Below are 24153 nucleotides of genomic sequence, written 5' to 3' on the forward strand. Positions count from 1 at the left end.
TTTACAGGCCACTTGTAGGATACAACCAGTTAAGCTGCGTCTTTGCTTTTATATTCCACATCGGCAAAACGGTTGGCATGTCTGAGGCTGGGAAACCATTTCGACCACAAGCCCACCACCAGCAAAGTACACACCCCACCCATCACCGCTGCAGGTATCACCCCAAACGCGGCCGCGCTGGAGCCGGCACGAAATTCACCCAATTCATTCGATGAGCTGATGAACAAGCTGTTGACCGAATTGACACGGCCACGCATGCTATCGGGCGTGGACAATTGCACCATGGAGCTGCGGATGTAGACGCTGACCATGTCGGCTGCGCCCGCCACAAACAAGGCTGCACACGACAATAAAAATAGGTGCGAAAACGCAAACACCAAATTGGCGATGCCAAACACCGTCACCGCAATAAACAGGTTGCGACCGATGTTTTTATTAAACGGATGGGTACTCAAATACAGGCCGCACAAGACCTCGCCCACGGCCATGGAGCTGCGCAAAATGCCCAAGCCGGAAGCGTTCACATGCAATACCTCTTGCGCGTAAATCGGCAATAAGGCGATGACGCCACCGAGCAAGACCGCAAACAAATCCAAGGAAATCGAGCCCAACACCACCGGATGGCGCCAAATAAAGCGCATGCCTTCGCGCACCCGTTCGACCATAGACGAAGTCGCTTGTCTGGCCAAACGCATCGCGGCTTTCACGCCCTCGGGGTCGAGCAAAGGCACGCGTGTGAGCAAGCTGCTGGCCAAACCAAAACACAGCGCGCACACGATAAACGTGGCACTGCCGCCGCCATAGGCATATAAGAAACCACCGACCAAAGGGCCACCGATGGCAGCGCCACGCATCAGCATGGAGTTGGCGGCAATGGCGGCAGGCAATTGTTCGCGTTCCACCACTTGTGGCAACAAGGATTGCATTGCTGGCGCGGAAAAGGCGCGGCTACAGCCATACACCATCAACACCGCATAAATGCCATTGATGCCCGATTCACCATGCCCTGCCAACCACCACAACATCAGCGAACAGGCACAGCCGACCAACCAACTGCCACCCAACACCCATTTGCGGTTAAACCTGTCTATCCAATCACCGGCGGGCAAAACCAATAGCAACATCGGAATAAACTGTGCCAAACCAACCAAGGCCAAAGCCATGGGGTCACGGGTCAAATCATACACTTGCCATGCCACCACCACAGACTGCATTTGCGTGGCCAAAACCGCCATTAAACGGGCACTGACAAACGCCACAAAACCTTGATGCTGGTATACCGACTTGCTCATATGGATACTTTTTCTGAATAAACAAAAGCGTCCTGTAATTTACAGGACGCTTGTACTGGAGTTCAAGACCTCAACGAATCACACCGCGCGTCGACTGGGCAAAGAAGTCGGCAAATACCTGCACTTCTTCTTGGCTTTGCGCCAATTCGATGATTTGCGCTTTGGCTTCGTTGTAAGCCAAACCTTGGCGGTAAAGGACTTTGTACACGTGTTGCACGCGTTCAATTTGCTCTGGACTCATGCCACGACGGCGCATGCCTTCGGTATTCAAACCTTTGGGTTCGGCACGGTAACCGGCTGCCATCACATACGGTGGCACGTCTTTGTGCACGCCGGCGGCAAACGCGGTCATGCAATAATCGCCTAGGATACAAAATTGATGCACCAAGGAATAACCGCCCAAAATCACCCAGTCACCGATGGTGACATGGCCAGCCAATGAGGCATTGTTGGCGAAAATGGTGTGATTCCCCACCACGCAATCGTGCGCCAAATGCACATAAGCCATAATCCAGTTGTCGTTGCCCAAGCGGGTTTCGCCTATGCCTGTGACCGTACCGGTATTGAAAGTGGTGAATTCGCGGATGGTGTTGTTGTCACCAATAATCAATTTGGTGGGTTCACCGGCGTATTTCTTGTCTTGCGGCTGCGCACCCAAAGAGGCAAATTGGAAAATCTTGTTGTTTTTGCCTATGCTGGTGTGGCCATCTATGACCACGTGCGGACCTACTTCGGTACCGGCATCAATGCGCACATTCGGGCCGATAATCGAAAACGGACCAACGCTCACGCCTTCGGCCAATTCGGCTTTCGGGTCAACAATGGCTTGGGGATGGATGTTGGTTGCTGCCATGGCTTATCCCACTACTTTTTTGGCACACATGATTTCGGCTTCGGCCGCCACTTGACCGTCCACTTTGGCCACGGCCTTGAATTTGCCTATGCCGCGTTTGCTTTGCAACAATTCCACTTCAAACACCAATTGGTCACCTGGAATGACTTGGCGTTTGAAACGGGCATTGTCTATGCCAGCAAAGAAGTAAATTTCTTTGTCGTTGCGACCGCCTTCCGACAAAATCGCCAAAGTACCACAAGCTTGCGCCAAGGCTTCGGTAATCAACACGCCAGGCATCACCGGAAAATCAGGGAAATGGCCTTGGAAAAACGGCTCATTCATGGTGACGTTTTTGATGGCGGTTAAGGTTTGGTTGGCTTCAAAAGCAGTGACGCGGTCGAGCAACAAAAAAGGGTAACGATGCGGCAATAAGGTTTGCAAAGTCTTGGCTTCGATGGGTAATGCATATTCGGTCATGCTTGAGTGTCCTCAGTTATTCTTTTGCGCCGCCAAGTGCAGCGATGTGTTGTTCAAGTTGTTTGATGCGACCATTCATGTCGGCAAGGCGGCGCACATACACCGCGTTTTTGCTCCATTCTTTGAAGGTCTGCATCGGATAGACAGAGGCATAATGCCCTGCTTCGGTTATGGATTTGGTGATGTTGGTGCCACCGCCAATAAAGGTTTTGTCAGCTATGGTCAAATGACCGGCCATGCCCACACCACCGGCAATCACCACGTGATTGCCAATTTTGCAACTGCCGGAAATGCCGGTACAAGACGCGATGACGGTGTGTTCACCGACTTGGCAATTGTGGGCAATTTGCACGAAATTGTCGATTTTACTGCCACGACCAATGCGGGTATCTTCCAAAGCACCACGGTCTACGGTGGAATTGGAGCCGATTTCAACATCATCGGCCAAGGTCACCCCGCCGGTTTGCGGTATCTTAAACCATGAACCATCGGCTTTCACCGGGGCATAGCCAAAACCATCGCCACCGATGACGGTGCCCGAATGGATTTCAACGCGTTGACCCAAGGTACAGCCATGGTACACAGTGACATTGGGATGTATGACGCAGTCGTCACCCAACACACAATCGTGTTCAATCACCGCACCAGCCAACACGCGACAGTTCTCACCCAATACCGTGTGTTCACCCACATAAGCATGAGCGCCAATTTCACAACTGGCCGGCACAATCGCACTGTCTGCCACCACCGCACTAGGATGGCGCTGGTGATTGGCTTGTGCACGAGGATGAAACAACCATGCCAATTGGGCAAAATACAGGTAAGGGTCGTCACTGCGAATAATGCTCAAGTGCTCAGGCACATCGACCACGCTGGGGTGAACAATGACTGCCGCCGCTTGGGTGTCTGACAATTGGTGGTGGTATTTGGGATTGCTCAAAAAGGCGATGGCCGTGCCATCTGCGCTTTCTAACGGTGCCAATTGCCCAACTTCCACATCGACCCCAAACAGCTCACCACCGATTTTTGCAACGATTTCAGATAACTTCATCTTAATTACGATTCATGATTTGTATCAGTTTATCGGTGATATCGAATTCAGAGCGCACATACACCACATCCTTCACTATCACGTCATAATGTTCCGCTTTGGCCAACTCAATCAAAGCCTGATTGGCTTTTTGCTGCATGGAAGCGAATTCCTCATTGCGGCGCAACGAGTATTCCTCATCGGTCGCAGACTTCAATGCCAAATACTCTTTGTTGATTTTGGCCATGCGTTCTTGTTGATTTTTTTGTTCAGCAGGCGGCAATTTATTGGAAAGCAACAGCTTTTGTAACTCTATGCCTTGCTTTTCCAATTTGCGCAACTGCTTAAACTGCGAGCCAAACTCTTTTTCCAAGGTTTTGTTTATGGACTGCGCATCTTTGGATTCACGATACACCTTATCGGTGTTCACAAAACCAATTTTTTGCACGGGTTCAGCCCATGCTGAAGCCGTGCTGGCCATTAAGGCCACTGTCATACCCGTTGCCATCAACCATGAACGCATCTTCACACACCTTTCTAGAAGGTTGTACCCAATTGGAATTGGAAGCGTTGTTCTTCGTCGCCGTCTTTTTTATTCAAAGGATAGGCATAACTGAATTTCAACGGTCCCATAGGTGACAACCATGTAAACGCAGCACCTGCAGAATAGCGCAATTCTTCAGTAAATGTACTCTTATACTTCGTATTATCATGTTTATCGTGTAAATCGTTATCCCATACCGAACCGGCATCGGCAAACAAACTCAAGCGCACCGAACGTTGGTCTTTGATGCCTGGCAATGGGAACAACAACTCAGCATTGGCCACGGCTTTCATATTACCACCCATGTAGTCGTAGTCATTGTCATAGCCATTCGGCTCTTTCGGGCCCAAGCTGCTGCTTTCATAACCACGCACCGAACCCAAACCACCGCCATAGAAGTTATGGAAGAATGGCAATTCATCGGTTTTGCCATAGCCATCGGCATAACCCACTTCACCGTTAAGCATCAAAGTCAGGTTTTTGCTTAGTGGGAAGAACCACGTTTGACCATGCGTCAATTTGTAATACTGAATGTCGCCACCTGGCAAACCGATTTCGGCATTGGCTTTCATGATGTAACCACGAGTCGGCCACAAAGCACTGTCGGTTTTGTTACGGCCCCAACCCACATTGGCTTTCAAAGTCAAGAAATCCGCACCCATAGAGCCTTTACCGTCGTATTTTTCCACGAATTCGGTATAACGAGCTGGCGCACCTTCGTACAACTTCAATTTCATCCATTCAGGCGTGAAACCAAAGTTAACACGGTCGTATTCGGTCACTGGCACGCCCATGCGGATGCCCACACCCGCAGTCGAGGTTTTGTAATTGCTGACCTCGGCTTCGCGCGCATCGTACTCACGGTAAAACACGTCGTAACCCAAGCTCACGCCATCGGGGGTGAAATACGGATCGGTAAACGAGATTGCCGCAGCTTTGGAAGACGAACTGTTAGACAAACGCAAGCTGGCCGACTTACCAGTACCAAACAAATTGTCTTGGGCAATACCACCTGACAACACGATGCCATCGTCTTGCACATAACCCAAAGCAGCATCAATTGAACCGGTTGAGCGTTCGGTCATCGCCATGTCCAAGTTCACTTGGTCGGGTGAATTTTGTACCGGTACCGCATCCACTTTCACATTGTCAAAATAACCCAATTGTTGGATACGCTCTTTGGAACGGTTGATTTTGGCTTGGTCGTAAGTGGCGTTTTCCATTTGACGCAATTCTCGGCGCACCACCTCATCGCGGGTTTTGTTGTTACCGGCGATGTTAATTTGGTTCACGTAAATCTTACGCCCTGGATTCACCATCACGGTAAAGTCCACAGTTGCGTCTGCGGCATTTGGACGCGGCTGTACTTCCACCGAGGTATAGGCATAACCATAATTGCCCATGGTCGATTGCACATCACGCACCAGCTCCATCACTTTATTGCGCTCATACAATTTACCGGCTTTGATTTTGTTCAAATCATTGATTTCTTCAGCCGGAACGTCTAACAAATCACCTACGATATCGACCGTACCAAAGCGATAGCGTTGGCCTTCGTTCACCGAAATTTTCATGTTCAATTCGGTTTTGTCATCAGGATTGGGCAAGACTTCGGCATTGGTCACTTTGAAATCAAAATAACCGCGGTTTTGGTAGAAATCGCTCAGGCTTTCCAAATCAGCAGGCATTTTTTCTTGCGAGAAACGGTTGCTTTTACGGAACCAAGTGAACAATCCGCTTTCGGTATGGCTGATTTGGTTGCGCAAAGTACGGTCTGAGTAATGCTCATTGCCGTCAAATTCAATGTTTTTGATGGTGGTGGTTTCACCCTCATCAATGGTCAATTCCACCTCAACACGGTTGCGATCTAAACGGGTCACTTTTGGGGTGATTTTGGCATCGTATTTACCGCGGTTGGCATACTCGCGTTTCAAACCTTCCACTGCTTGTGCCAAAATCGCCTCATCAAACGTTTGTGAAGTGGCCAAACCAAAGTTTTGCAAATTGGTGCGGATTAAGTCGTTTTTAATTGCCTTGCCACCGCTGACACGCAAATCGGTCACTACAGGCCGCTCTACCACGGTTAACAATACCTGATTGCCCATGGTTTCCACTTGCACATCGTCAAAGAAACCGGTGGCATACAAATCTTTAATGATGGCTTGCGCTTGCGCATCACTGAAACGATCACCTACTTGTACTGGCAAATAACTGAAAACCGTGGTGGGCTCAGTTCTTTGCAAACCCTCGATGCGAATGTCTTGAATGGTAAATGGCTCAACCGCCCAAGCCGCTGTAGACATGCCCAAACCAACAATACTTGCAGCAATTAATTTTAATTTCATAAAGTTTTATCCAAAAATTCGCGTGAAATCGTTAAAGAAGGCCACGAGCATAAACAAACCCATAATGCATAAGCCAATTTTCAAACCCACGGTTTGCACGTGTTCGCTCAATGGTTTCCCACGCACCCACTCAATGATGTAATACAACAAATGTCCACCGTCCAAGACGGGGATGGGCAGCAAATTCATCACACCCAAACTGATGCTGATGACTGCCAAGAATTGAATGTAGGTTTCCAAACCCATCATCGCCGACTTACCTGCCATTTCACCGATGGAAACAGGACCGGAAATGCCTTTGATCGAAGCTTGGCCGGTAATCAATTTGCCCAAGAATTTTAAGGTTAAGGCCGATAAATTCCAAGTTTTGCTGGCAGCCAAACCCACGCTTTCCAATACACCAACCGCGCGTTGGCTTTTGACTTGGGCTTCCCAGTCTTTATCCAAAGTCGCCGCCACACCGGCCTTGCCCACCAATTGCTGACCTTGGTCTTCCGAATCTGGACGCAACATCAATTGCAAAGTCTGATTTTGACGCTGCACTTCCAAAGCCAAATCCTTACCAGGGCTAGCCTTAATCACGTCTACCCAAGCATTCCAATTGGCCAATTTTTGACCATTCACCGCCAAGACTTTGTCACCGGCTTTTAAGCCCGCGCGTTCTGCGGCGGAATTGGGCAAAATTTGGCTGATTTCAGGTTTAACCTTCACGGGCCAAATGCCCACACCTTGTCCTTGCGTTGCCGCTTCTACCGCAGCTGGATTCGCTTCAGCATTCAACACCCGCGTTGTGGCTACACCATGAGCATCTTGCACGCCCACGTTAACATTGCCGGCCTGTAAAGCGATAACCAATTCGGTTTGCGCATCCATCCACTCGTGCACGGCTTTGCCATTGACACTGGTGATGCGATCGCCTTCTTGGAAGCCCGATTGCGCCGCAATCGAGCCACTTTCTACTGAACCTACCCACGGTTTGATTTCGGTCACACCAAACAGATTGAAGCTGGCCACATACAACACCACAGCCAGCAGCAAATTCACCAACGGCCCTGCCACCACGATGGCAATGCGTTTTAGCGGTGGTTGTTTGTCAAACGCATATGGCAAATCGGCTTCCGCCACTTCGCCCTCACGCGTGTCGACCATTTTCACATAGCCGCCCAGCGGAATCGGCGCCAAACACCATTCGGTGTCACCGCGTTGCTTTTTCCAGAATGGCTTACCAAAGCCCACACTGAAACGCAGGACTTTAACGCCACACCAGCGCGCAACAATGTAATGGCCAAACTCATGCAAGCTGACCAAAAACAAAATTGCCACCACAAACGCGACCAAATAAATCAGTCCTGTCATCTCATTTTTCCAGATTAAACCCGCAACACTTGCTGTTGCGCGGCAATACGGGCCCAAGCATCTTTGGCCAATAAGTCGTCGATATTATGGCTGATTTGCGTATTTGCTTCAGCCAGAACCTGTTCAACCACCCGTGCAATGTCGGTAAAACCGATTTGCTGTTGTAAAAATGCTGCGACTGCAACCTCATTGGCGGCGTTCAACACACACGGTGCATCACCACCACTGGCCAATACTTGCATCGCCAATTTCAAACACGGAAAACGCTCCAAATCCGGCTCGGCAAACGTCAATTGGCTCAAAGTGGTGAAATCCAATGGCTTCACCCCAGAGTCGATGCGCTCAGGTTCGCCCATGCAATACGCAATCGGCGTGCGCATATCGGGCGTACCCAATTGTGCCAATACCGAACCATCGCGGTAGCGCACCATGCTGTGGATCACGCTTTGCGGATGGATGACGGCCGTCAATTGCTGTGGCTTGGCATTGAACAACCAACGTGCCTCTATCAGCTCCAAGCCTTTGTTCATCATGCTGGCCGAATCCACCGAAATCTTTTGCCCCATAGACCAATTCGGGTGTTTCACCGCTTGTTGCGGGGTAATGTCTTGCATCGTCGCCACATCGCGTTGCCAAAAAGGGCCACCCGACGCGGTTAAAATAATTTCGTTAATGCCAAAATCGGCCAAGTCTTGCGTAATCGGACGGCCGTGTTGGGTCAATTCATGTGGCAACACTTGGAACACCGCATTGTGCTCACTGTCCACCGGTAACACGCGCGCACCATGTTCGCGCACCGTGTCCATAAACAATTGACCCGAAACCACTAAAGTCTCTTTGTTGGCCAATAAAATGGTTTTGCCGGCTTTCGCCGCTGCCAATGCCGACGGCAAACCTGCTGCACCCACTATGGCCGCCATCACCATCGTCACTTCGCTGGCGCTGGCCACCTCACACAAGCCTTGTTGCCCCAATAACACTTGCGTAGCACAAGATGCGGCCTGTAAGCCTTGTTTTAAGGTTACGGCAACGTCCTCATCCATCACCACCACGTATTGTGGTCTGAACTCGGTGCACAACTCGATTAATTTTTGCCATTGACGGTTGCCCGCCAAGGCGAATACTTCATATTGGTCACGGTGGCGACGCACGATGTCCAAAGTGCTGTCACCTATGCTGCCGGTGGCCCCTAAAATGCTGATTACCTGTTTCATAAGCCCCACTGACTGAACACCCAATACACGCTCAATACCGCAATCAAGGAGTCCACTCGATCAAACACGCCGCCATGTCCTGGCAGTAATTGGCTGCTGTCTTTCACACCAGCCGTGCGTTTTAACATGGATTCAAACAAATCGCCGCCTATACTCACCGCCGTTAACAGCGCCGCCAAAATCCACGTCAGAAATAAACTGTCTGGAAAACCGCTTAAGGCACTGTGTGCCAAAGTCACATATACCAATACCGCGGCCAAGCCGCCCAATGCACCTTCCACGCTCTTACCCGGGCTGATGCTGGGCGCCAATTTGCGTTTGCCGTATTTTTTACCGACAAAATATGCACCGGTATCGGCAATCCACACCAACACCATCACCGCCAACAAAGGCAAGGCATTATCGCCATCATCGCCGCGCAAATTCACCATCGCGCCCCAGAAAGGCAGCATCAACAGCAGGCCCAAGGCGTATTTTTGCCAAGGCGTACTGATGGCTTGTTTGCGTTTTAACAAATACGGCATGCCGATAAACCAGAACAGCAAAATCAACCATTGCCACAAGCCGCTCAAGTCATCGGTACGGATGATGAACAAACCCCAAAACGCGGTTAAGCCCAAATACAGTTTTTGATGCAAACCGACGATGCCCACCAAGCGGGTGTATTCCCACAAAGCGGTGATGGCAATCACGCCACTGAAGCACAACCACACTGTGTCATTTGACCAAAACAACATGGCCATCATCAATGGCACCAGCACCATGGCAGTGATGAAACGCTGTTTTAACATATCGATTAATTCCGTTGTTCGTGTTCAGGCAGTTGTTCACTGGTGCGGCCAAAACGGCGCTCGCGCTGACCAAATGAATCAATAGCGGCCTGTAAAGCAGCCAAATCAAAGTCTGGCCACAGTGTTTCGGTAAAATACAATTCGGTATACGCCAATTGCCACAATAAGAAATTGCTGATGCGGGTTTCGCCGCCGGTGCGGATGAACAAATCCGGCGTGGCCACATCGTTCAAACTGATGTGCGCTTGGATGTCGGCCTCGGTCAGCTCGGTTTTACCGCTGGCAATGGCCTTATTGGCGGCCTGTACGATGTCTTGATGACCACCGTAATCGACGGCAATGGACAATAATAAACCGCTATTGCCCGCTGTCAATGCCTCGGCTTCGGCGATGCCATCACGAATGTCGGCACCAAAACGGTCACGCTTACCAATGACGCGCAAACGGATGTTGTTGTTGTGCAGGCGTTTCACCTGTTTTTTCAACGATTGCAAAAACAAATTCATCAAAAATCCGACCTCATCGGCCGGACGACGCCAATTTTCGGTTGAGAAGGCGAAGACGGTTAAGCACTCCACCCCCAACTCTTGGCAATTTTTTACCGTTGCTTCCAGTGCATCCAAGCCCCGTTTATGCCCCATCACACGGGGCAATAAGCGCTTTTTAGCCCAACGCCCATTGCCGTCCATGATGACGGCAACATGCCTTGGAATCAAACGTGTTACGGTGCTGTCTGCACTGCTCATACTCAACCTCTGGCTTAAACCGCCATCAAATCCGCTTCTTTGGCAGCCAAAATTTTGTCTACTTCAGCAACGCTTTTATCGGTTAATTTTTGAATCGCATCTTCACCACGGCGCGCATCGTCTTCAGAGATTTCTTTGTCTTTTAACAAGGCCTTGAATTCATTGTTGGCATCACGGCGCACATTGCGCAAAGCCACACGGCCGTCTTCCGCTTCGGCACGCACGATTTTAATCAAATCTTTGCGGCGCTCTTCGGTCAACATCGGCATAGGCACACGAATCAAATCGCCCATAGAAGATGGATTCAAACCCAAATCAGAATCGCGGATGGCTTTTTCAATTGGGCCAGCCATTTTGCTTTCAAATGGTTTCACACCGATGGTGCGCGCATCCATCAAGGTAATGTTCGCCACTTGGCTAACAGGCACGGGCGAGCCGTAGTAATCAACGCTCACTTGGTCTAACAAACCGGTGTGGGCACGGCCAGTACGCACTTTGGCCAAATTGTTTTTCAATGCTTCCAGCGATTTTTGCATCTTGCTTTCAGCACTACTTTGAATTTCATTAATCATGTCTAACCCTTAATTAAACTGCACTTACAGGCCGCTTATCGACCCTAAAGTTTAGCAATGCACCAACGTACCTTCGTCTTCACCTTGTACCACGCGTTTTAACGCGCCATCTTTGAAGATACCAAATACTTTGATGTTCAGTTTTTGTTCACGACACAAGGCAAATGCCGTTGCATCCATGACTTTTAGATTTTTTTGAATGGCTTCATCGAATGTCACGGTTTGATAACGTTTGGCATCCGCATTTTTCTTAGGATCGTCGTTATACACCCCATCCACATTGGTGGCCTTGAGCATAATATCACAATTCATTTCGATACCACGCAAAGCAGCGGCGGTATCGGTGGTGAAGAATGGATTGCCTGTACCGGCACCGAAAATCACCACTTTGCCTTCTTCCAAATACTGCATGGCTTTGCCACGGGTATAGGTTTCGGCAATTTGTTGCATGCTCAGTGCTGATTGCACACGCGCTTTCACGCCTATGGATTCAAAGGCTTCTTTCAAAGCCAACGCATTCATCACGGTGGCCAACATGCCCATGTAGTCGGCAGTGGCACGTTCCATGCCTTTGGCCGATTGTGCCATGCCACGGAAAATATTGCCGCCACCGACAACCACCGCCACTTGCACACCCAAATCAACCACTTCTTTAATCTGGTTAACGATTTGCATGATGGTATCACGATTAATGCCAAACGCATCAGAACCCATTAAGGCTTCACCAGATAATTTGACCAATATGCGTTTGTAAGGAAGAGCGGCTTCAGCCATGAGAACACCTTTAATAGAAAGTCGTTTTAAACGAAAGAATTCAAGCTGAGGCAGGATGTTAAAGCAATCGCTTGCTTGTGACAAACCGCCGCGCTGAAATTACAAAAATTTTACCTAAAAAAACACCCTGACTCAGGGAATCAGGGTGTTCATTGCCTTAACAGGCTTAGATTTTAGCGGCAGCAGCCACTTCAGCAGCGTAATCTACCACTGCTTTTTCAATGCCTTCACCCACGTGGTAAGCAGTGAATGCTGACACAGAGGTGTTTTTCTCTTTCAAGAATTTTTCGATGGTCAAGTCTGGATTCATCACGAATTGTTGACCCAACAAAGTCACTTCAGCCAAGAATTTGCGCACACGACCTTCAACCATTTTGGCAACGATTTCAGCAGGTTTGCCTTCTTGAGCCGCTTGTTCTTCGTAAATGTGACGTTCTTTAGCGATCAAGTCTTGGTCTACTTGGTCAGCAGACACACATTGTGGACGCGCAGCAGCGATGTGCATGGCCACTTGACGAGCCACTTCAGCGTCGCCTTTGAATTCTACCATCACGCCGATTTTCGCGCCGTGCATGTAAGACACCAATTGGTCAGCAGTTTCGTAACGAACGAAACGGCGTACAGTGATGTTTTCGCCCAATTTAGCGATCACAGCTTTACGCAATTCTTCAACAGTGGTGTCACCAGAAGCCACGTCAGCCAATGCAGCAACGTCAGCAGGGTTTGCAGCAACCACAGCGTCAGCAACGGCTTGTGCAAAGCCTTTGAAGCTGTCGTCTTTGGCAACGAAGTCGGTTTCGCAGTTGATTTCTACCAAAGCACCTACTTGGCCATTGATAGAGCTAACCACGATACCTTCAGCAGCAGTACGGCCTGCCAATTTACCGGCTTTGGCGCCAGATTTGATGCGCAAGATTTCTTCTGCTTTTTCGAAATCGCCATCAGCCTCAACCAAAGCTTTTTTACATTCCATCATGCCCAAGCCAGTAGCTGCGCGCAAATCGCCAACCATTTTTGCAGTAATTGTAGCCATTGTTTACTCCTTAAATAAGTGTTCGTTTTGTTCAGGCCGCTTGTTTGCACAATACGGCCTGAATTTTAAAAAAGGGGCGAGAGCCGCCCCTTTTTCAGATGTGTCGCAACCAGCTATTATTCAGCAGCTTTAGCGTCAGCTACCGCAGCTTGAACTTCTTGCAATGATTGTGCTTTGCCTTCCAATACCGCGTCAGCGATACCACGGCAGTACAAACGAATGGCTTTAGCAGAGTCATCATTACCAGGAATCACGAATTTCACGCCATCTGGGCTGTTGTTGGTATCAACCACACCGATAACAGGGATGCCCAATTTTTCGGCTTCAACGATGGTACCTTTTTGGTAGCCAGTGTCGATAACGAAGATTGCGTCTGGCAAACCTTTCATGTCTTTGATACCGCCCAAAGAACGTTGCAATTTGTCTACTTCACGTTGCAAGTCCAACAATTCTTTTTTGTTCAAACCGCTTTGTTCAGCGTTTTCCAAAATCGCGCTTTTTTCTTCCAAGCGTTTGATAGATTGTTTCACGGTTTTGTAGTTGGTCAACATACCACCCAACCAACGGTAATCTACATAAGGAGCACCTGCGCGAGTTGCTTCTTCTTGTACGATTTCACGAGCTTGACGTTTGGTGCCCACGAACAATACAGTGCCTTTGTTAGCGGCCAAACGGCGTACAAAGTCTTGAGCTTCAGTGAACAATGGCAAAGTTTTTTCCAAGTTCACGATGTGGATTTTGTTACGCGCACCAAAAATGTACTCAGCCATTTTAGGGTTCCAGTAACGGGTTTGGTGACCAAAGTGCACACCAGCTTCCAACATTTGACGCATAGTCACTTGTGACATAATCTTATTCCTCAAAGGGTTAAGCCTAACACCGCAGCGACAGAACCCGAAGGCACCCTTTGACGCACGGCGTGAGCATTAAAAAGTTAATGCTTTTCTACTGAAAAGCGGCCGCTATTGTAAAATAGTTTCAATCACTTGGCAACCACATCGCTGTTTTCGGTGGCATTTTGCTGTTGCCATTTCTCCAAACGGTTGCGCCGGCGCGTGCGCAATACCCATGCCACCAACAGTGTCGGCAATACCGCCAGCAACACAAACAACACCGCCCCACGCAGCAAACTCTCTTGTGCAAAGCAAAACATCGTGATTACAAATAAATAGCCCAACCATATAATGTGCACAGTTTTCCCCTTTCACACACCTCACACACAGCCCATAAGGATGGACATGCACGACAAAGCCACCTTGCGCCGCCATTTGCGCCGCCAACGCTTAAACCTCACCGCCACTGAGCGCCGCAGTGCCCAAGCGCAAGTGTGTCGCCTGCTCAAGCCCTTGCTGCGCCGTGGCAAAAACATCGGCATGTATTTGGCCAGCGGCAGTGAACTCAATATCAGTGCCATTTTACCCGACGCGATGCGCCAAGGTTGCCAGTTATACACGCCTTATATTGAGCCAAATCAACGTCGCTTGTGGTTTACCCCTTACCCTGCCGCGCCGCAGCATGGCCACCATGTGTTGAACATTTTGCAATATGAAGGCAAAAAGCGCCGCCTGGAACAATTGGACATCGTGCTGATGCCTTTAATCGGCATAGACCAGCGCGGTATGCGCTTGGGCCAAGGCGGTGGCTTTTACGACACCAGCCTGTCGTTTGGACGCGCACAGCAACCGCTGCGCATCGGCATCGGCTTTGCCGTGCAACAATACGACCACATCCCCAATGAAGCGCACGACCAAGCGCTGGACGCTTTTGTGTGCGAAAACGGCATCACCGTCTTCAGCACCCGTGCGCGCGCCTGGCTCGCGCCTTATGTTTAAAAGCCGCTTAAAGTCTGCTTTACAACGGTTAAATCTGATTAAGCCGCTTGAAATAGCGGCCTGTAACACTATTTATCAAGCATATCCACTGTCTAAGGTTACCCTCTTGAACACGCTTTATTCTTACGCCGCCCAATACCCACACACCTGTAACAAAGCCTTGTACATCGCCATGGCCTTGCTGTTTGGTTCTTTTGGCATACACAAATTCTGTGCTGGGCGTTTTTGGATGGGCTTGCTGTATTTGGTTTTCAGCTGGACGTTTATCCCCGGCTTGGTCGGCATTATCGAAGGCATCTTGGCCGTCTTCAAAACCAGCGACGATTTGGGCGCCATCGTGGTGTAAATCGCCATACCCGTATGGCTCTCCCGCGTCCATGACATAACATGCATTAAGCTGCATCATGGCCAAACCAGCCAAGCATACATAAGCGGCCTGTAAAACTTACAGGCCGCTTTTTGACTTAATGGCATACAAATGCGCATTGCCCAGCTATGCAACTCACAACATTCTTACAACCCTGTGCCCCATTCCGCGTATTCCACTGCACGCTGACTCAGCAAATAGCGCAGGCCTTACCATTTTGATGATTCAATATGGCAAGTCATATTTTTTTGCACACATAAAAGCGGCCTGTAAACACTGTCAAGGTTTACAGGCCGCTTATGATGGTCTGATGCAAACAGTCATCAACCGACGCTATATCACACTACCGCCACACTTACTCCGCAGTTTTGTTAACGGCAGGTACAGCTTGCAATTTGATTTCACCTGCGGCTGCCATAGGCTGCAAATGCAAGGTATTCAACACATCAGCGTTTTGATGCAACCATTTGCCCCATTGCTCGGCCGTGGCCGCGCCTTTTTCGGCGTACACCGCACGGATGGCCGCGCGCAAAGCCTCTTTGTTAGGAGTCGCGCCCAATTGGTCGATTTGTTGCTGTGTTGCCGCTGAGATTGCCGTATTGACTACTGCCGCCACTGGAGCTGCTGGCGTTTTGGCCACTGCCGCAACAGGCTGAGCTTCTGCCTGATTGGCGACCACAGCTTTGTTGGCTGCCTCTTTCGCCACTGCTGGTTTGGCAGCGACAGGTTTGGTCTCAGCAGCTTTGCTTGCCACTGGCTGTGCTGCCACTGGTTTAGCGGCAACAGGTTTGGCCTCTGCTGCTTTGCTTACTGCCGCAGGAGCGGCTGTTTTTGCCTCTGCGGCCTTAGCAACAGGCGCACTGGCAGTGTTTGCCGCGTTGGCTGCCGGTGCAGCAGCGGTTTTGGCAGCTGTTTTCGCCGCAGGTGCCGCTTTTTTCACCGCAGCGGTGCTGGCTTTGGCCGCAGGTGTGGCCGCTTTAGCGGTCGTTGTCTCTGTGCTTGCGGCCGCTTTCGCTGGCGCGCGTTTGGCTTTGGCCGCTGGTGCGGTTTTGGTTTCAGCGGTCGCGGTTTTGGCAGCAGCCGGTTTTTTCACTGCGGTTTTTTTCACCGCCGTTTTGGCTGCGGCTTTTGGTGCCACTGCGCTGGCTGTTGTAGGCTCGGCAACGGGCTCAGCCTGTTTCAATACTTTGGCGGCTGCCGGTGCTGGCACAGGATTTACCGGCACACTGCCCACACGCACTTGCATGCGAAACAAGGGCTGATTGGCATCCAACCATGGCCACCACAACTTCCACAACACCGGTACACCTGTTTTGGGGTCTAAACCCCACAATTTCATCCATTCATTCATGTTCAACATCCCCTACCTCCAATCACATGTGTTTTCTTGCAGTCATTCAAAGATTTCAAGTATTTAGTTTTGCTATTTAGCATCATATCCAAGTCATTGCTGCAACGCAACATTTACACTCTTCACATTGTTTTCACTGTACAAAAATGTCACGCCTCGCTAATCTGAACACCTCAACGCAGCATCTGTGCAGTGCACAAAGTTGCAAGATTTTTTTAATTTAAGGAGTCTTACTATGAAATTATGGTTATTGCCTTTGTTGGCTGTTTTTGCCGTTGCTGCTTGCTCACAAGAAACCCAAGAAAAAGCGGCTGAAACTGCCAGCTCTGTAAAATCTGATGCCAAAGAAGCGGCTTCTGCGGTGAAAGAAGGCGCGGACAATGCGGTTGAAAACGCCAACAAAGCTGCTGAAACTGCGGGCAACAAAGTAGAAGCTGCCGGTGACAAAGCTGCTGAAGCCACCAAAAATGCGGCTGAAGATGTCAAAGATGGCACCAAAGAATTGGCCAACGACGCCACTGCCGCTGCACGTGAAGCCGGCCAAAAAGCCAAAGAAGGCGTGAACGATGCTGCTACTGCGGTGAAAGAAAAAACCGAATAAGTTTTTTTTACCCCTTTCTAGTCGGGAAAAGCCCTGCAAGGCAACTTGCAGGGCTTTTTCTTACTGCTTACAGGCCGCTTAGATTTCGCGACGCATTTGTGGGAACAAAATCACATCACGAATGGTTTGTGAATTGGTGAGCAACATCACCAAACGGTCGATACCAATGCCACAACCGCCTGTTGGTGGCAAACCAAACTCCATCGCACGGATGTAATCGGCATCGTAATGCATGGCTTCGTCGTCCCCAGCATCCAATTGCGCCACTTGCGCTTGGAAACGGCGCGCCTGGTCTTCTGAATCGTTCAACTCTGAGTAGCCATTGGCCAATTCACGGCCGACCACAAACAATTCAAAACGCTCGGTGATTTCAGGATTGCTGTCGGATTTGCGCGCCAATGGCGACACTTCCACTGGGTAATCAACGATGAATGTCGGTTGCCACAATTTGCCTTCGGCCACTTCTTCAAACAAGGCCAATTGCAAACTGCCCAAGCCGCCAGCCATAGGCAAGGCACCACCTTGTTTTTTGATTTCGGTTTTCAACCATGCTTCGTCTTGCAATTGCGCATCGTCGTAATGCGGATTGTGCGCTTTAATCGCTTCGACGATGGTCATGCGCGCGAATGGTTGTTCCAAATTCACTTCTTGCTCGCCATAGGTCACGATGCTGCTGCCGTTCACTGCCATCGAAGCGGCACGAATGACGTTTTCAGTCATGTCCATCATGCGGTGGTAATCGGCATAGGCTTCGTAGAATTCCATCATGGTGAATTCTGGATTGTGGCGGGTAGACATGCCTTCGTTACGGAAATTGCGGTTGATTTCGTACACGCGTTCCAAGCCACCAATGACCAAGCGTTTCAAATACAACTCAGGCGCCACGCGCAAGTACAAATCCATGTCCAAGGTATTGTGATGGGTCACAAACGGTTTGGCAGTGGCACCACCGGGGATGGTGTGCATCATTGGGGTTTCGACTTCCAAGTAACGCTCTGACGCCATGTAATTGCGCACGGTTTGCACGATTTGGCTGCGTTTGATGAAGGTGTCGCGTGAATCGGCATTGGTCATCAAATCAACATAGCGCTGACGGTATTTCGCTTCTTGGTCGGCCAAGCCTTTGTGTTTGTCTGGCAACGGACGCAATGATTTGGTCAACAAACGCAAACTGCTGGCGCGCACGGTCAATTCACCGTGGTTGGTTTTCATCAACTCGCCTTCGCAAGCAACGATATCGCCCAAGTCCCAGTGTTTGAAAGCATCGTGCACGTCTTCGCCCACGCCTTGGTTATTGATGTACAGCTGAATCTGACCGCTGACATCTTGGATGGTGGCAAAACTGGCTTTACCCATATTGCGCTTGAGCATCATTCGACCAACAACCTTCACGTGCACCTGCTTCTCAGCCAAGCCTTCCTTATCAAACTCACCGTAAGCGTCTTGTAAATCGCCTGCAAAGGCGTCGCGACGGAAATCGTTTGGATAAGCATTGCCTGCTTGTTGTAAAGTGTGCAACTTCTCACGGCGCAAGGCCATGATTTGGTTTTCGTCTAAATGTTCGGTCTCAACCGAATGGTTTGCTTGTTCGCTCATGCCACTTCCTAATGAAAAATGCAGCCTGTAATGTTTTTACAGGCCGCCTACTGAATTAACGCGTTATTTTAACGGATTTTCTGCCGCAACACACGGTTAAGTGCCGATTTAAACCCACAAGCGGCCTGTAACAGCCGCCGTGGTATGGGCAATACGGTGTTTTACAGACGCCGTGTGCTCACACGCGTTCGTATATCACATACACTTTGCGCGTAGCCTCAACCACTTCCCAAGTGCCCGAAAAACCAGCAGGAATGACAAAATGGTCGCCCGCTTGCACGGTAATGCTGTCGCCGTCGGTATTGGTGACCACGTTCTTGCCTTCCAAAATAAAGCAATACTCGTCTTCGCTGTAACTCACTTGCCACTTACCGACATCGGCTTGCCACACACCGGTGTGAAACTCATTGCTGGCATTGCTGTAATGTGGCCACATTTTTTGGCTGGGATTGCCAGCGATGATTTTGGCGGCATCGGGTAAAAACGCTGCGGTAGCGGTGTTGACGTTTGTGTCTAAAGGCAAAATTTTCTGACTCACTCTATCACTCCATGTTTATAAGTAATGTTATGGAGTCAGCATCTTGGCTGAAGCGCCTTGGAATAACAAGTCAAATCACGGACACACATCTTGAAAACCCACCGCCGGCAAAGGCAATAATTGCCGCTGCGACACAAATTCGCATGCTTGTTGGCTGATGGGATCGGTAAAACGTATCGACTTGGCCAATAATTGCAAAGGCTGGGCATAATCACCCGTGTTTACAGGCCGCTTATGCGGATACAAGCTGTCGTATAGCAAAGGCATGCCCAAAGCCGCCATGTGCACGCGCAATTGATGGCGTTTGCCACTGATGGGCGACAAGACATAGCGCGCCCATGCATCATTGTGTTCCATCACTTCAATGATGGTATGCGAATTGGCCTCACCCGCCACTTCTTGCATGCGAAAAAAATCCGTACTTTCTTGCATCCGCGCCTGATGCTCCAGCGGATACGCATATTCAGGCCGCCACGGCGCAAGCGCTTCATAGTGTTTGTGGATACGCCGTTCACGAAACAGCGCTTGATAGGCACCGCGCACGCTTTCTTGCTTGGCAAACATCACCAAACCCGCGGTTTCACGGTCGATGCGGTGCAGTGGCGTCAACTCAGGCAAATCATATTCACGCCGCAAACGCACCAACAGCGTTTGCTGCAAATACTCGCCTGCTGGCATCACTGGCAAAAAATGCGGCTTGTCCGCCACCAACAAATGTTCATTCTCATAGATAACGCTGGCTTGAAAAGGAATCACGGTTTCATTGGGCACATCGCGGTAATAATACAAATGTAAGCCCAAACGCCCAGCCAACACATCGTCTGCTCGCACCGCCACGCCATGCTCATCCACCACTTCACCTGCGCCCATGCGCGCTAACCACACCTCGGTCGCCACATTGGGAAAGCGCTGCTGCAAAAACGCCAATACCGTGCCGCCTTGATCCAGATTGGGCAAGGCCACGCAACTGGCATTAACACCATCGCGCATTGCTAAAGGAATAAGCGTCATAGAAAATCAACATCAATCAGAAAATAAATCACATCTTAATACGAATCGCGACTGCACGTGTTTTTAGGCGCTTTTTATCGTTCAAAAGGTTTACAGGCCGCTTATGCTTAGATTGCAAGCGCGACAATAGGACACACCATCACTAACGGTTATCAATAGGAAATCAATACAATCATATGGATGACACTGTGGCATTGTTACAGAAAATCAGACTCTGCCCATGTGGACAGGTAAATGGTGGGTCGTGAGGGGGTCGAACCCTCGACAAATAGATTAAGAGTCTACTGCTCTACCAACTGAGCTAACGGCCCTGACAAGGAATGGATGAAACGATACGCTTATGAAATCCAAATGGCAAGTTATTAACTTGGTAATAGAATGCAAAAAAGCCCGTCTCGAAAGACAGGCTTTTTTGTTTTTGGTGGGTCGTGAGCGATTCGAACGCTCGACCAACGGATTAAAAGTCCGCTGCTCTACCGGCTGAGCTAACGACCCGGTAAGGGCAGTTACCTAACACTGTTAGATAACCTAATTGGTGGGTCGTGAGCGATTCGAACGCTCGACCAACGGATTAAAAGTCCGCTGCTCTACCGGCTGAGCTAACGACCCGGTAATGCAATCAACTGATTTCGCAGTCAATTTAAATCTTGGTGGGTCGTCCGCGACTCGAACGCGGGACCAACGGATTAAAAGTCCGCTGCTCTACCAACTGAGCTAACGACCCAAGAAAGACGCGTATAATAAAGCGATTTTTTGCAGTCGTCAACACATGCGCGCAACTTTTTATTTAAATCATATCGAAGATATTTAGAAAACTTTTAAATTTCAAGCAAATAAATTCGGGAATAAATTTTTCAGGCCGCCGGCAATAATCTCGATTGATACCGCTGCCAACACCATGCCCATGATGCGGTTGATGATGTTAATCCCAGTAGCGCCCAATAATTTGCTGAGTTTGGTTGCGGCCAACATGCCAACATAACAAACAATGGCTACCACCAAACCGGCCAACATGATTTCGGCAATGCCCCACCAATTTTTGGCGGTAGACGCGTAAATAATCACCGTGGAAATCGAACCAGGGCCAATGAGCATCGGTATCGCCAAAGGCACGACGGCAATGCTGTTGCGCTGCCCTGCTTCTTGTGCTTCTTCCTCATTGTGTTTGGTCGGATTGGGCTGTGCATTCATCATCGCAATCGCAATCAACAAAATCAAAATGCCGCCACCGACTTGGAATGAACCGATACTGATGTTCAAGAAGCGCAATATCAAATCACCGACCAAGGCAAAAATACATATGGTAATCGCCACCGTAATTGAGGCGGTTTGAGCGATTTTGCGGCGTTCGCGCGCAGAGTTGTACGGGGTGAGGCTTAAGAATATCGGCGCTGCACTTAAAGGGTTGATCAACACCATCAAGGCGATGATGATTTTGAAGATTTGGATGTGTTCCATCGAGCGTGAACCATAAAAAAGTGCTATTGCGCGAACAATAGCACTGTTAATCCATTTTAGATACGGCAACTACGCAGCTTCGCCCACTAACATGCCGCTGTGACGCAATAAAGCATCAATCTTAGGCTCACGGCCACGGAAGGCTTTGAACGAGGCCATGGCATCACGACTGCCGCCTACGGCCAAGATTTCATGCCAGAACTTCTGCCCCATTGCCGCCACATCTTCGGTTTCTTCAAACGCGCTGTAAGCATCGGCCGACAACAATTCCGCCCATTTGTAGCTGTAATAACCGGCAGAATAACCACCGGCAAAAATATGGCCGAAGCTGTGGGCAAAGCGGTTGTATTCCATGCTAGGCAATACCGCCACTTCACGGCGCACATCCAATAAGACCGAAGCCCAGTTTTCCGCCGCACCTTGTTGGTAAATCAACATATCAAACAGGCCAAATTCAATTTGGCGCAAGGTTTGCAGGCCGCTTTGGAAGTTTTTCGCTGCAATCATTTTGTCGTACAAGGCTTTAGGTAAGGCGTCGTGAGTGCTCTCATGTTCACTCATGCCTTGCAACACGTCGTATTCCCACACGAAGTTTTCCATGAATTGGCTCGGCAATTCCACCGCATCCCATTCCACGCCATTAATGCCTGACACACCCAATTCGTCCACTTGCGTGAGCAAATGGTGCAAACCGTGGCCCATTTCATGGAATAAGGTCACGATTTCATCGTGGGTGAGGCGCGATTCTTTGTCGCCCACCGGTGGGGTGAAATTGCACACCAAATAAGCAATCGGTGATTGCGTGCCGTCTTTGAGCACACGGCGACCGCGGTAATCGTTCATCCATGCGCCGCCACGTTTGCCTTCGCGCGCAAACAAATCCATGTACACGCCGCCAAACACTTTGCCGTCGCGCATCAATTCGTAATAGCGCACGTCTTTGTGCCAAGTCGGCACGGTTTTTTGTTGTAAGCTGATGCCGTACAAAGTCTTGATTTGCGCAAACAAACCTGCAATGACCTTGCTCACAGGGAAGTATTTTTTCACTTCTTGCTCTGAGAACGAGTATTTGGCTTCACGCAGTTTTTCGCTCACATAAGTGAAATCCCATGGTTGTGGGTCGTCCAAAGCCAAGCTTTCCTTGGCAAACGCCCACACTTCCGCCTTGTCTTGTTCGGCAAATGGGCGCGCTTTGGCAGCCAAATCGCGCAAGAATGTGGTCACTTGGTCTGGGGTTTCGGCCATTTTGGTGGCCAAAGACAATTCGGCGTAATTGGCAAAACCCAATAATTGCGCTTCTTGCGCGGCTATTTCCAAGATGCGTTTGATGTTGGCGGTATTGTCGAGTTTGGCATCGCCCAATTCACTCGCGCGTGTCACATAGGCTTGGTACATTTGCTGGCGCAAGGCACGATTGTCCGAATATTGCATCACCGCCAAATAATGCGGGATTTGCAGGCCGATTTTGTAACCCGTTTTGCCTTCGGCCTCAGCCGCCGCAGCGAACATCGCCAAGGCATCGACAGGCAAGCCTGTGAGCTGGCTGTCGCGTTCCAACACCTCTGTCTCAGCATCCGCGCTGCAAGGCGAAGACGCGGATTGACTCAAACCTGCCAATGCGTGACCATCGTCAAAATACAGCGCAAACGCATCGGTCGCGTCCATCACGTTTTGGCTGAACTGTGCCGACAATTGCGCGCTTTCGGTTTGCAAGGCCGCAAAAACCTGTTGTTGTTCTGGGTTTAATTCGGCACCCGACAAGACAAAATCGCGCAAATCGTTGTCGAGTTTTTTCTGCTCGGCCGCGCTTAATTGGGCAAATTCAGGCGCGGCTTTGATGGCTTTAAAGCGGCCATACAATTCGATATCGAGGGAGATTTCGGTAAAAAATTGTGTCACTTCTGGCATCAAGCCGTTGTACACCGCACGCAATTCGGGTGTGTCCACCACCGAGTTCAGGTGCGCCACCACGCCCCAAATGCGCCCCACTTGTTCGGTAATGTCGGTCAAACGGGTAACGGTATTGTCCCAAGTAATGTCTGTTTGTGCTTTCACGGCGGCGATGGCAGCGCGCGCCTCGGTCATCGCTTGTGTCATGGCAGGTTCAATTTGTGCCACTTCTATCGCGTCAAAACGCGGCTCATCCTGCAATTGCAGCAAAACATTGTCTGACATAATCGGCTTTCTGTGCTTTTAAGATTCAATAGGATTTTAAATAAGGCTAGACGCGCCAATTTCAATATCGGCGCTGGAAACATCTGTGGCCTTACTGTAAGCAATCTGCGGCAGACACTCAAGCTACTTGTCGCTATCGAGCCGATATGCACAGCGTGAAAATGCCTGCACAAACACACAAAAGCGGCCTGTAAACATTTACAGGCCGCTTTTTA

The 24153-nt window shown here is 49.7% G+C and carries 24 protein-coding genes and 4 tRNA genes; 3 read left to right on the top strand and 25 right to left on the bottom strand.

Going from position 1 to position 24153, the window contains the following annotated elements; all coding sequences use genetic code 11:
- Positions 1-29: 29 nt before the first annotated feature.
- The 15 genes from BN3003_RS01535 to BN3003_RS01605 all read right to left on the bottom strand — a co-directional run bounded on the left by BN3003_RS01535 (position 30) and on the right by BN3003_RS01605 (position 14201).
- Entirely contained in the window at positions 30-1292 is a 1263-nt protein-coding gene (locus BN3003_RS01535; RefSeq protein ID WP_058304979.1) for an MFS transporter, read from the bottom strand.
- Between the two features lie 70 nt (positions 1293-1362).
- Entirely contained in the window at positions 1363-2145 is a 783-nt protein-coding gene (gene lpxA, locus BN3003_RS01540) for an acyl-ACP--UDP-N-acetylglucosamine O-acyltransferase (RefSeq protein ID WP_058304980.1), read from the bottom strand.
- Between the two features lie 3 nt (positions 2146-2148).
- Complete coding sequence (gene fabZ / locus BN3003_RS01545; RefSeq protein WP_058304981.1) at positions 2149-2604, bottom strand: 3-hydroxyacyl-ACP dehydratase FabZ; 456 nt, start codon at positions 2602-2604, stop codon at positions 2149-2151.
- 16 nt (positions 2605-2620) lie between these two features.
- Positions 2621-3655 carry a UDP-3-O-(3-hydroxymyristoyl)glucosamine N-acyltransferase gene (gene lpxD / locus BN3003_RS01550; protein ID WP_058304982.1) on the bottom strand — a complete coding sequence of 345 codons (1035 nt, stop codon included), beginning with the start codon at positions 3653-3655 and terminating at the stop codon, positions 2621-2623.
- Between the two features lies 1 nt (position 3656).
- Complete coding sequence (locus BN3003_RS01555; protein ID WP_082625483.1) at positions 3657-4157, bottom strand: OmpH/Skp family outer membrane protein; 501 nt, start codon at positions 4155-4157, stop codon at positions 3657-3659.
- A 14-nt stretch (positions 4158-4171) separates the two neighbouring features.
- Positions 4172-6523, bottom strand: a complete 2352-nt coding sequence (gene bamA, locus BN3003_RS01560) for an outer membrane protein assembly factor BamA (RefSeq protein ID WP_058304984.1) — start codon at positions 6521-6523, stop codon at positions 4172-4174.
- 6 nt (positions 6524-6529) lie between these two features.
- Positions 6530-7870 (bottom strand): RIP metalloprotease RseP, encoded by a 1341-nt coding sequence (gene rseP, locus BN3003_RS01565; protein WP_187119838.1) that lies wholly within the window; start codon positions 7868-7870, stop codon positions 6530-6532.
- A 23-nt stretch (positions 7871-7893) separates the two neighbouring features.
- Positions 7894-9093, bottom strand: coding sequence for a 1-deoxy-D-xylulose-5-phosphate reductoisomerase (gene ispC, locus BN3003_RS01570; RefSeq protein WP_058304986.1), 1200 nt, complete (start codon positions 9091-9093; stop codon positions 7894-7896).
- Positions 9090-9884 (bottom strand): phosphatidate cytidylyltransferase, encoded by a 795-nt coding sequence (locus tag BN3003_RS01575; protein WP_058304987.1) that lies wholly within the window; start codon positions 9882-9884, stop codon positions 9090-9092. Before BN3003_RS01575 ends, ispC begins: the two co-directional genes overlap by 4 nt.
- A gap of 5 nt (positions 9885-9889) precedes the next feature.
- On the bottom strand, positions 9890-10630 hold the full coding sequence (gene uppS / locus BN3003_RS01580; RefSeq protein ID WP_058304988.1) for a polyprenyl diphosphate synthase: 741 nt from the start codon (positions 10628-10630) through the stop codon (positions 9890-9892).
- Positions 10631-10644: 14 nt separating this feature from the next.
- On the bottom strand, positions 10645-11202 hold the full coding sequence (gene frr / locus BN3003_RS01585) for a ribosome recycling factor (protein WP_058304989.1): 558 nt from the start codon (positions 11200-11202) through the stop codon (positions 10645-10647).
- Between the two features lie 51 nt (positions 11203-11253).
- The gene (gene pyrH, locus BN3003_RS01590; protein WP_058304990.1) at positions 11254-11976 is read right to left on the bottom strand and encodes a UMP kinase; all 723 of its coding nucleotides are present in this window, start codon (positions 11974-11976) and stop codon (positions 11254-11256) included.
- Positions 11977-12142: 166 nt separating this feature from the next.
- Positions 12143-13009 carry a translation elongation factor Ts gene (gene tsf, locus BN3003_RS01595; protein WP_058304991.1) on the bottom strand — a complete coding sequence of 289 codons (867 nt, stop codon included), beginning with the start codon at positions 13007-13009 and terminating at the stop codon, positions 12143-12145.
- A gap of 116 nt (positions 13010-13125) precedes the next feature.
- Entirely contained in the window at positions 13126-13857 is a 732-nt protein-coding gene (gene rpsB / locus BN3003_RS01600) for a 30S ribosomal protein S2 (RefSeq protein ID WP_058304992.1), read from the bottom strand.
- A gap of 134 nt (positions 13858-13991) precedes the next feature.
- Positions 13992-14201 (bottom strand): hypothetical protein, encoded by a 210-nt coding sequence (locus BN3003_RS01605; protein ID WP_058304993.1) that lies wholly within the window; start codon positions 14199-14201, stop codon positions 13992-13994.
- Between the two features lie 46 nt (positions 14202-14247).
- On the opposite strand from BN3003_RS01605, the gene BN3003_RS01610 reads away from it, so the two are divergent.
- Both BN3003_RS01610 and BN3003_RS01615 read left to right on the top strand, forming a co-directional pair.
- The gene (locus BN3003_RS01610; protein ID WP_058304994.1) at positions 14248-14841 is read left to right on the top strand and encodes a 5-formyltetrahydrofolate cyclo-ligase; all 594 of its coding nucleotides are present in this window, start codon (positions 14248-14250) and stop codon (positions 14839-14841) included.
- 106 nt (positions 14842-14947) lie between these two features.
- Complete coding sequence (locus tag BN3003_RS01615; RefSeq protein WP_234332983.1) at positions 14948-15187, top strand: TM2 domain-containing protein; 240 nt, start codon at positions 14948-14950, stop codon at positions 15185-15187.
- Between the two features lie 376 nt (positions 15188-15563).
- On the opposite strand, the gene BN3003_RS01620 is transcribed toward BN3003_RS01615, so the two are convergent.
- Positions 15564-16568, bottom strand: a complete 1005-nt coding sequence (locus tag BN3003_RS01620; RefSeq protein ID WP_058304995.1) for a hypothetical protein — start codon at positions 16566-16568, stop codon at positions 15564-15566.
- 226 nt (positions 16569-16794) lie between these two features.
- Between BN3003_RS01620 and BN3003_RS01625 the strand changes: the two genes are divergently transcribed.
- Positions 16795-17160 carry a hypothetical protein gene (locus tag BN3003_RS01625; protein ID WP_058304996.1) on the top strand — a complete coding sequence of 122 codons (366 nt, stop codon included), beginning with the start codon at positions 16795-16797 and terminating at the stop codon, positions 17158-17160.
- Between the two features lie 78 nt (positions 17161-17238).
- Here the strand turns inward: BN3003_RS01625 and lysS are convergent, their stop codons facing one another.
- The 9 genes from lysS to BN3003_RS01670 all read right to left on the bottom strand — a co-directional run bounded on the left by lysS (position 17239) and on the right by BN3003_RS01670 (position 23938).
- A complete protein-coding gene (gene lysS, locus BN3003_RS01630; RefSeq protein ID WP_058304997.1) occupies positions 17239-18756 on the bottom strand; it encodes a lysine--tRNA ligase in 1518 nt (505 codons plus the stop codon).
- A gap of 178 nt (positions 18757-18934) precedes the next feature.
- Entirely contained in the window at positions 18935-19294 is a 360-nt protein-coding gene (locus BN3003_RS01635) for a cupin domain-containing protein (protein ID WP_058304998.1), read from the bottom strand.
- Positions 19295-19369: 75 nt separating this feature from the next.
- On the bottom strand, positions 19370-20305 hold the full coding sequence (locus BN3003_RS01640) for a pseudouridine synthase (protein ID WP_058304999.1): 936 nt from the start codon (positions 20303-20305) through the stop codon (positions 19370-19372).
- Positions 20306-20540: 235 nt separating this feature from the next.
- Positions 20541-20616 (bottom strand) — tRNA-Lys (locus BN3003_RS01645).
- A 108-nt stretch (positions 20617-20724) separates the two neighbouring features.
- Positions 20725-20800, bottom strand: a tRNA-Lys gene (locus BN3003_RS01650).
- Positions 20801-20838: 38 nt separating this feature from the next.
- Positions 20839-20914, bottom strand: a tRNA-Lys gene (locus BN3003_RS01655).
- 39 nt (positions 20915-20953) lie between these two features.
- A tRNA-Lys gene (locus BN3003_RS01660) sits at positions 20954-21029 on the bottom strand.
- Positions 21030-21130: 101 nt separating this feature from the next.
- Complete coding sequence (locus BN3003_RS01665; protein WP_058305000.1) at positions 21131-21763, bottom strand: MarC family protein; 633 nt, start codon at positions 21761-21763, stop codon at positions 21131-21133.
- Positions 21764-21832: 69 nt separating this feature from the next.
- On the bottom strand, positions 21833-23938 hold the full coding sequence (locus tag BN3003_RS01670; RefSeq protein ID WP_058305001.1) for a M3 family metallopeptidase: 2106 nt from the start codon (positions 23936-23938) through the stop codon (positions 21833-21835).
- Between the last annotated feature and the right edge of the window lie 215 nt (positions 23939-24153).

The organism is Vitreoscilla massiliensis (assembly GCF_001457815.1).
In the GTDB taxonomy this organism is placed as follows: domain Bacteria; phylum Pseudomonadota; class Gammaproteobacteria; order Burkholderiales; family Neisseriaceae; genus Vitreoscilla; species Vitreoscilla massiliensis.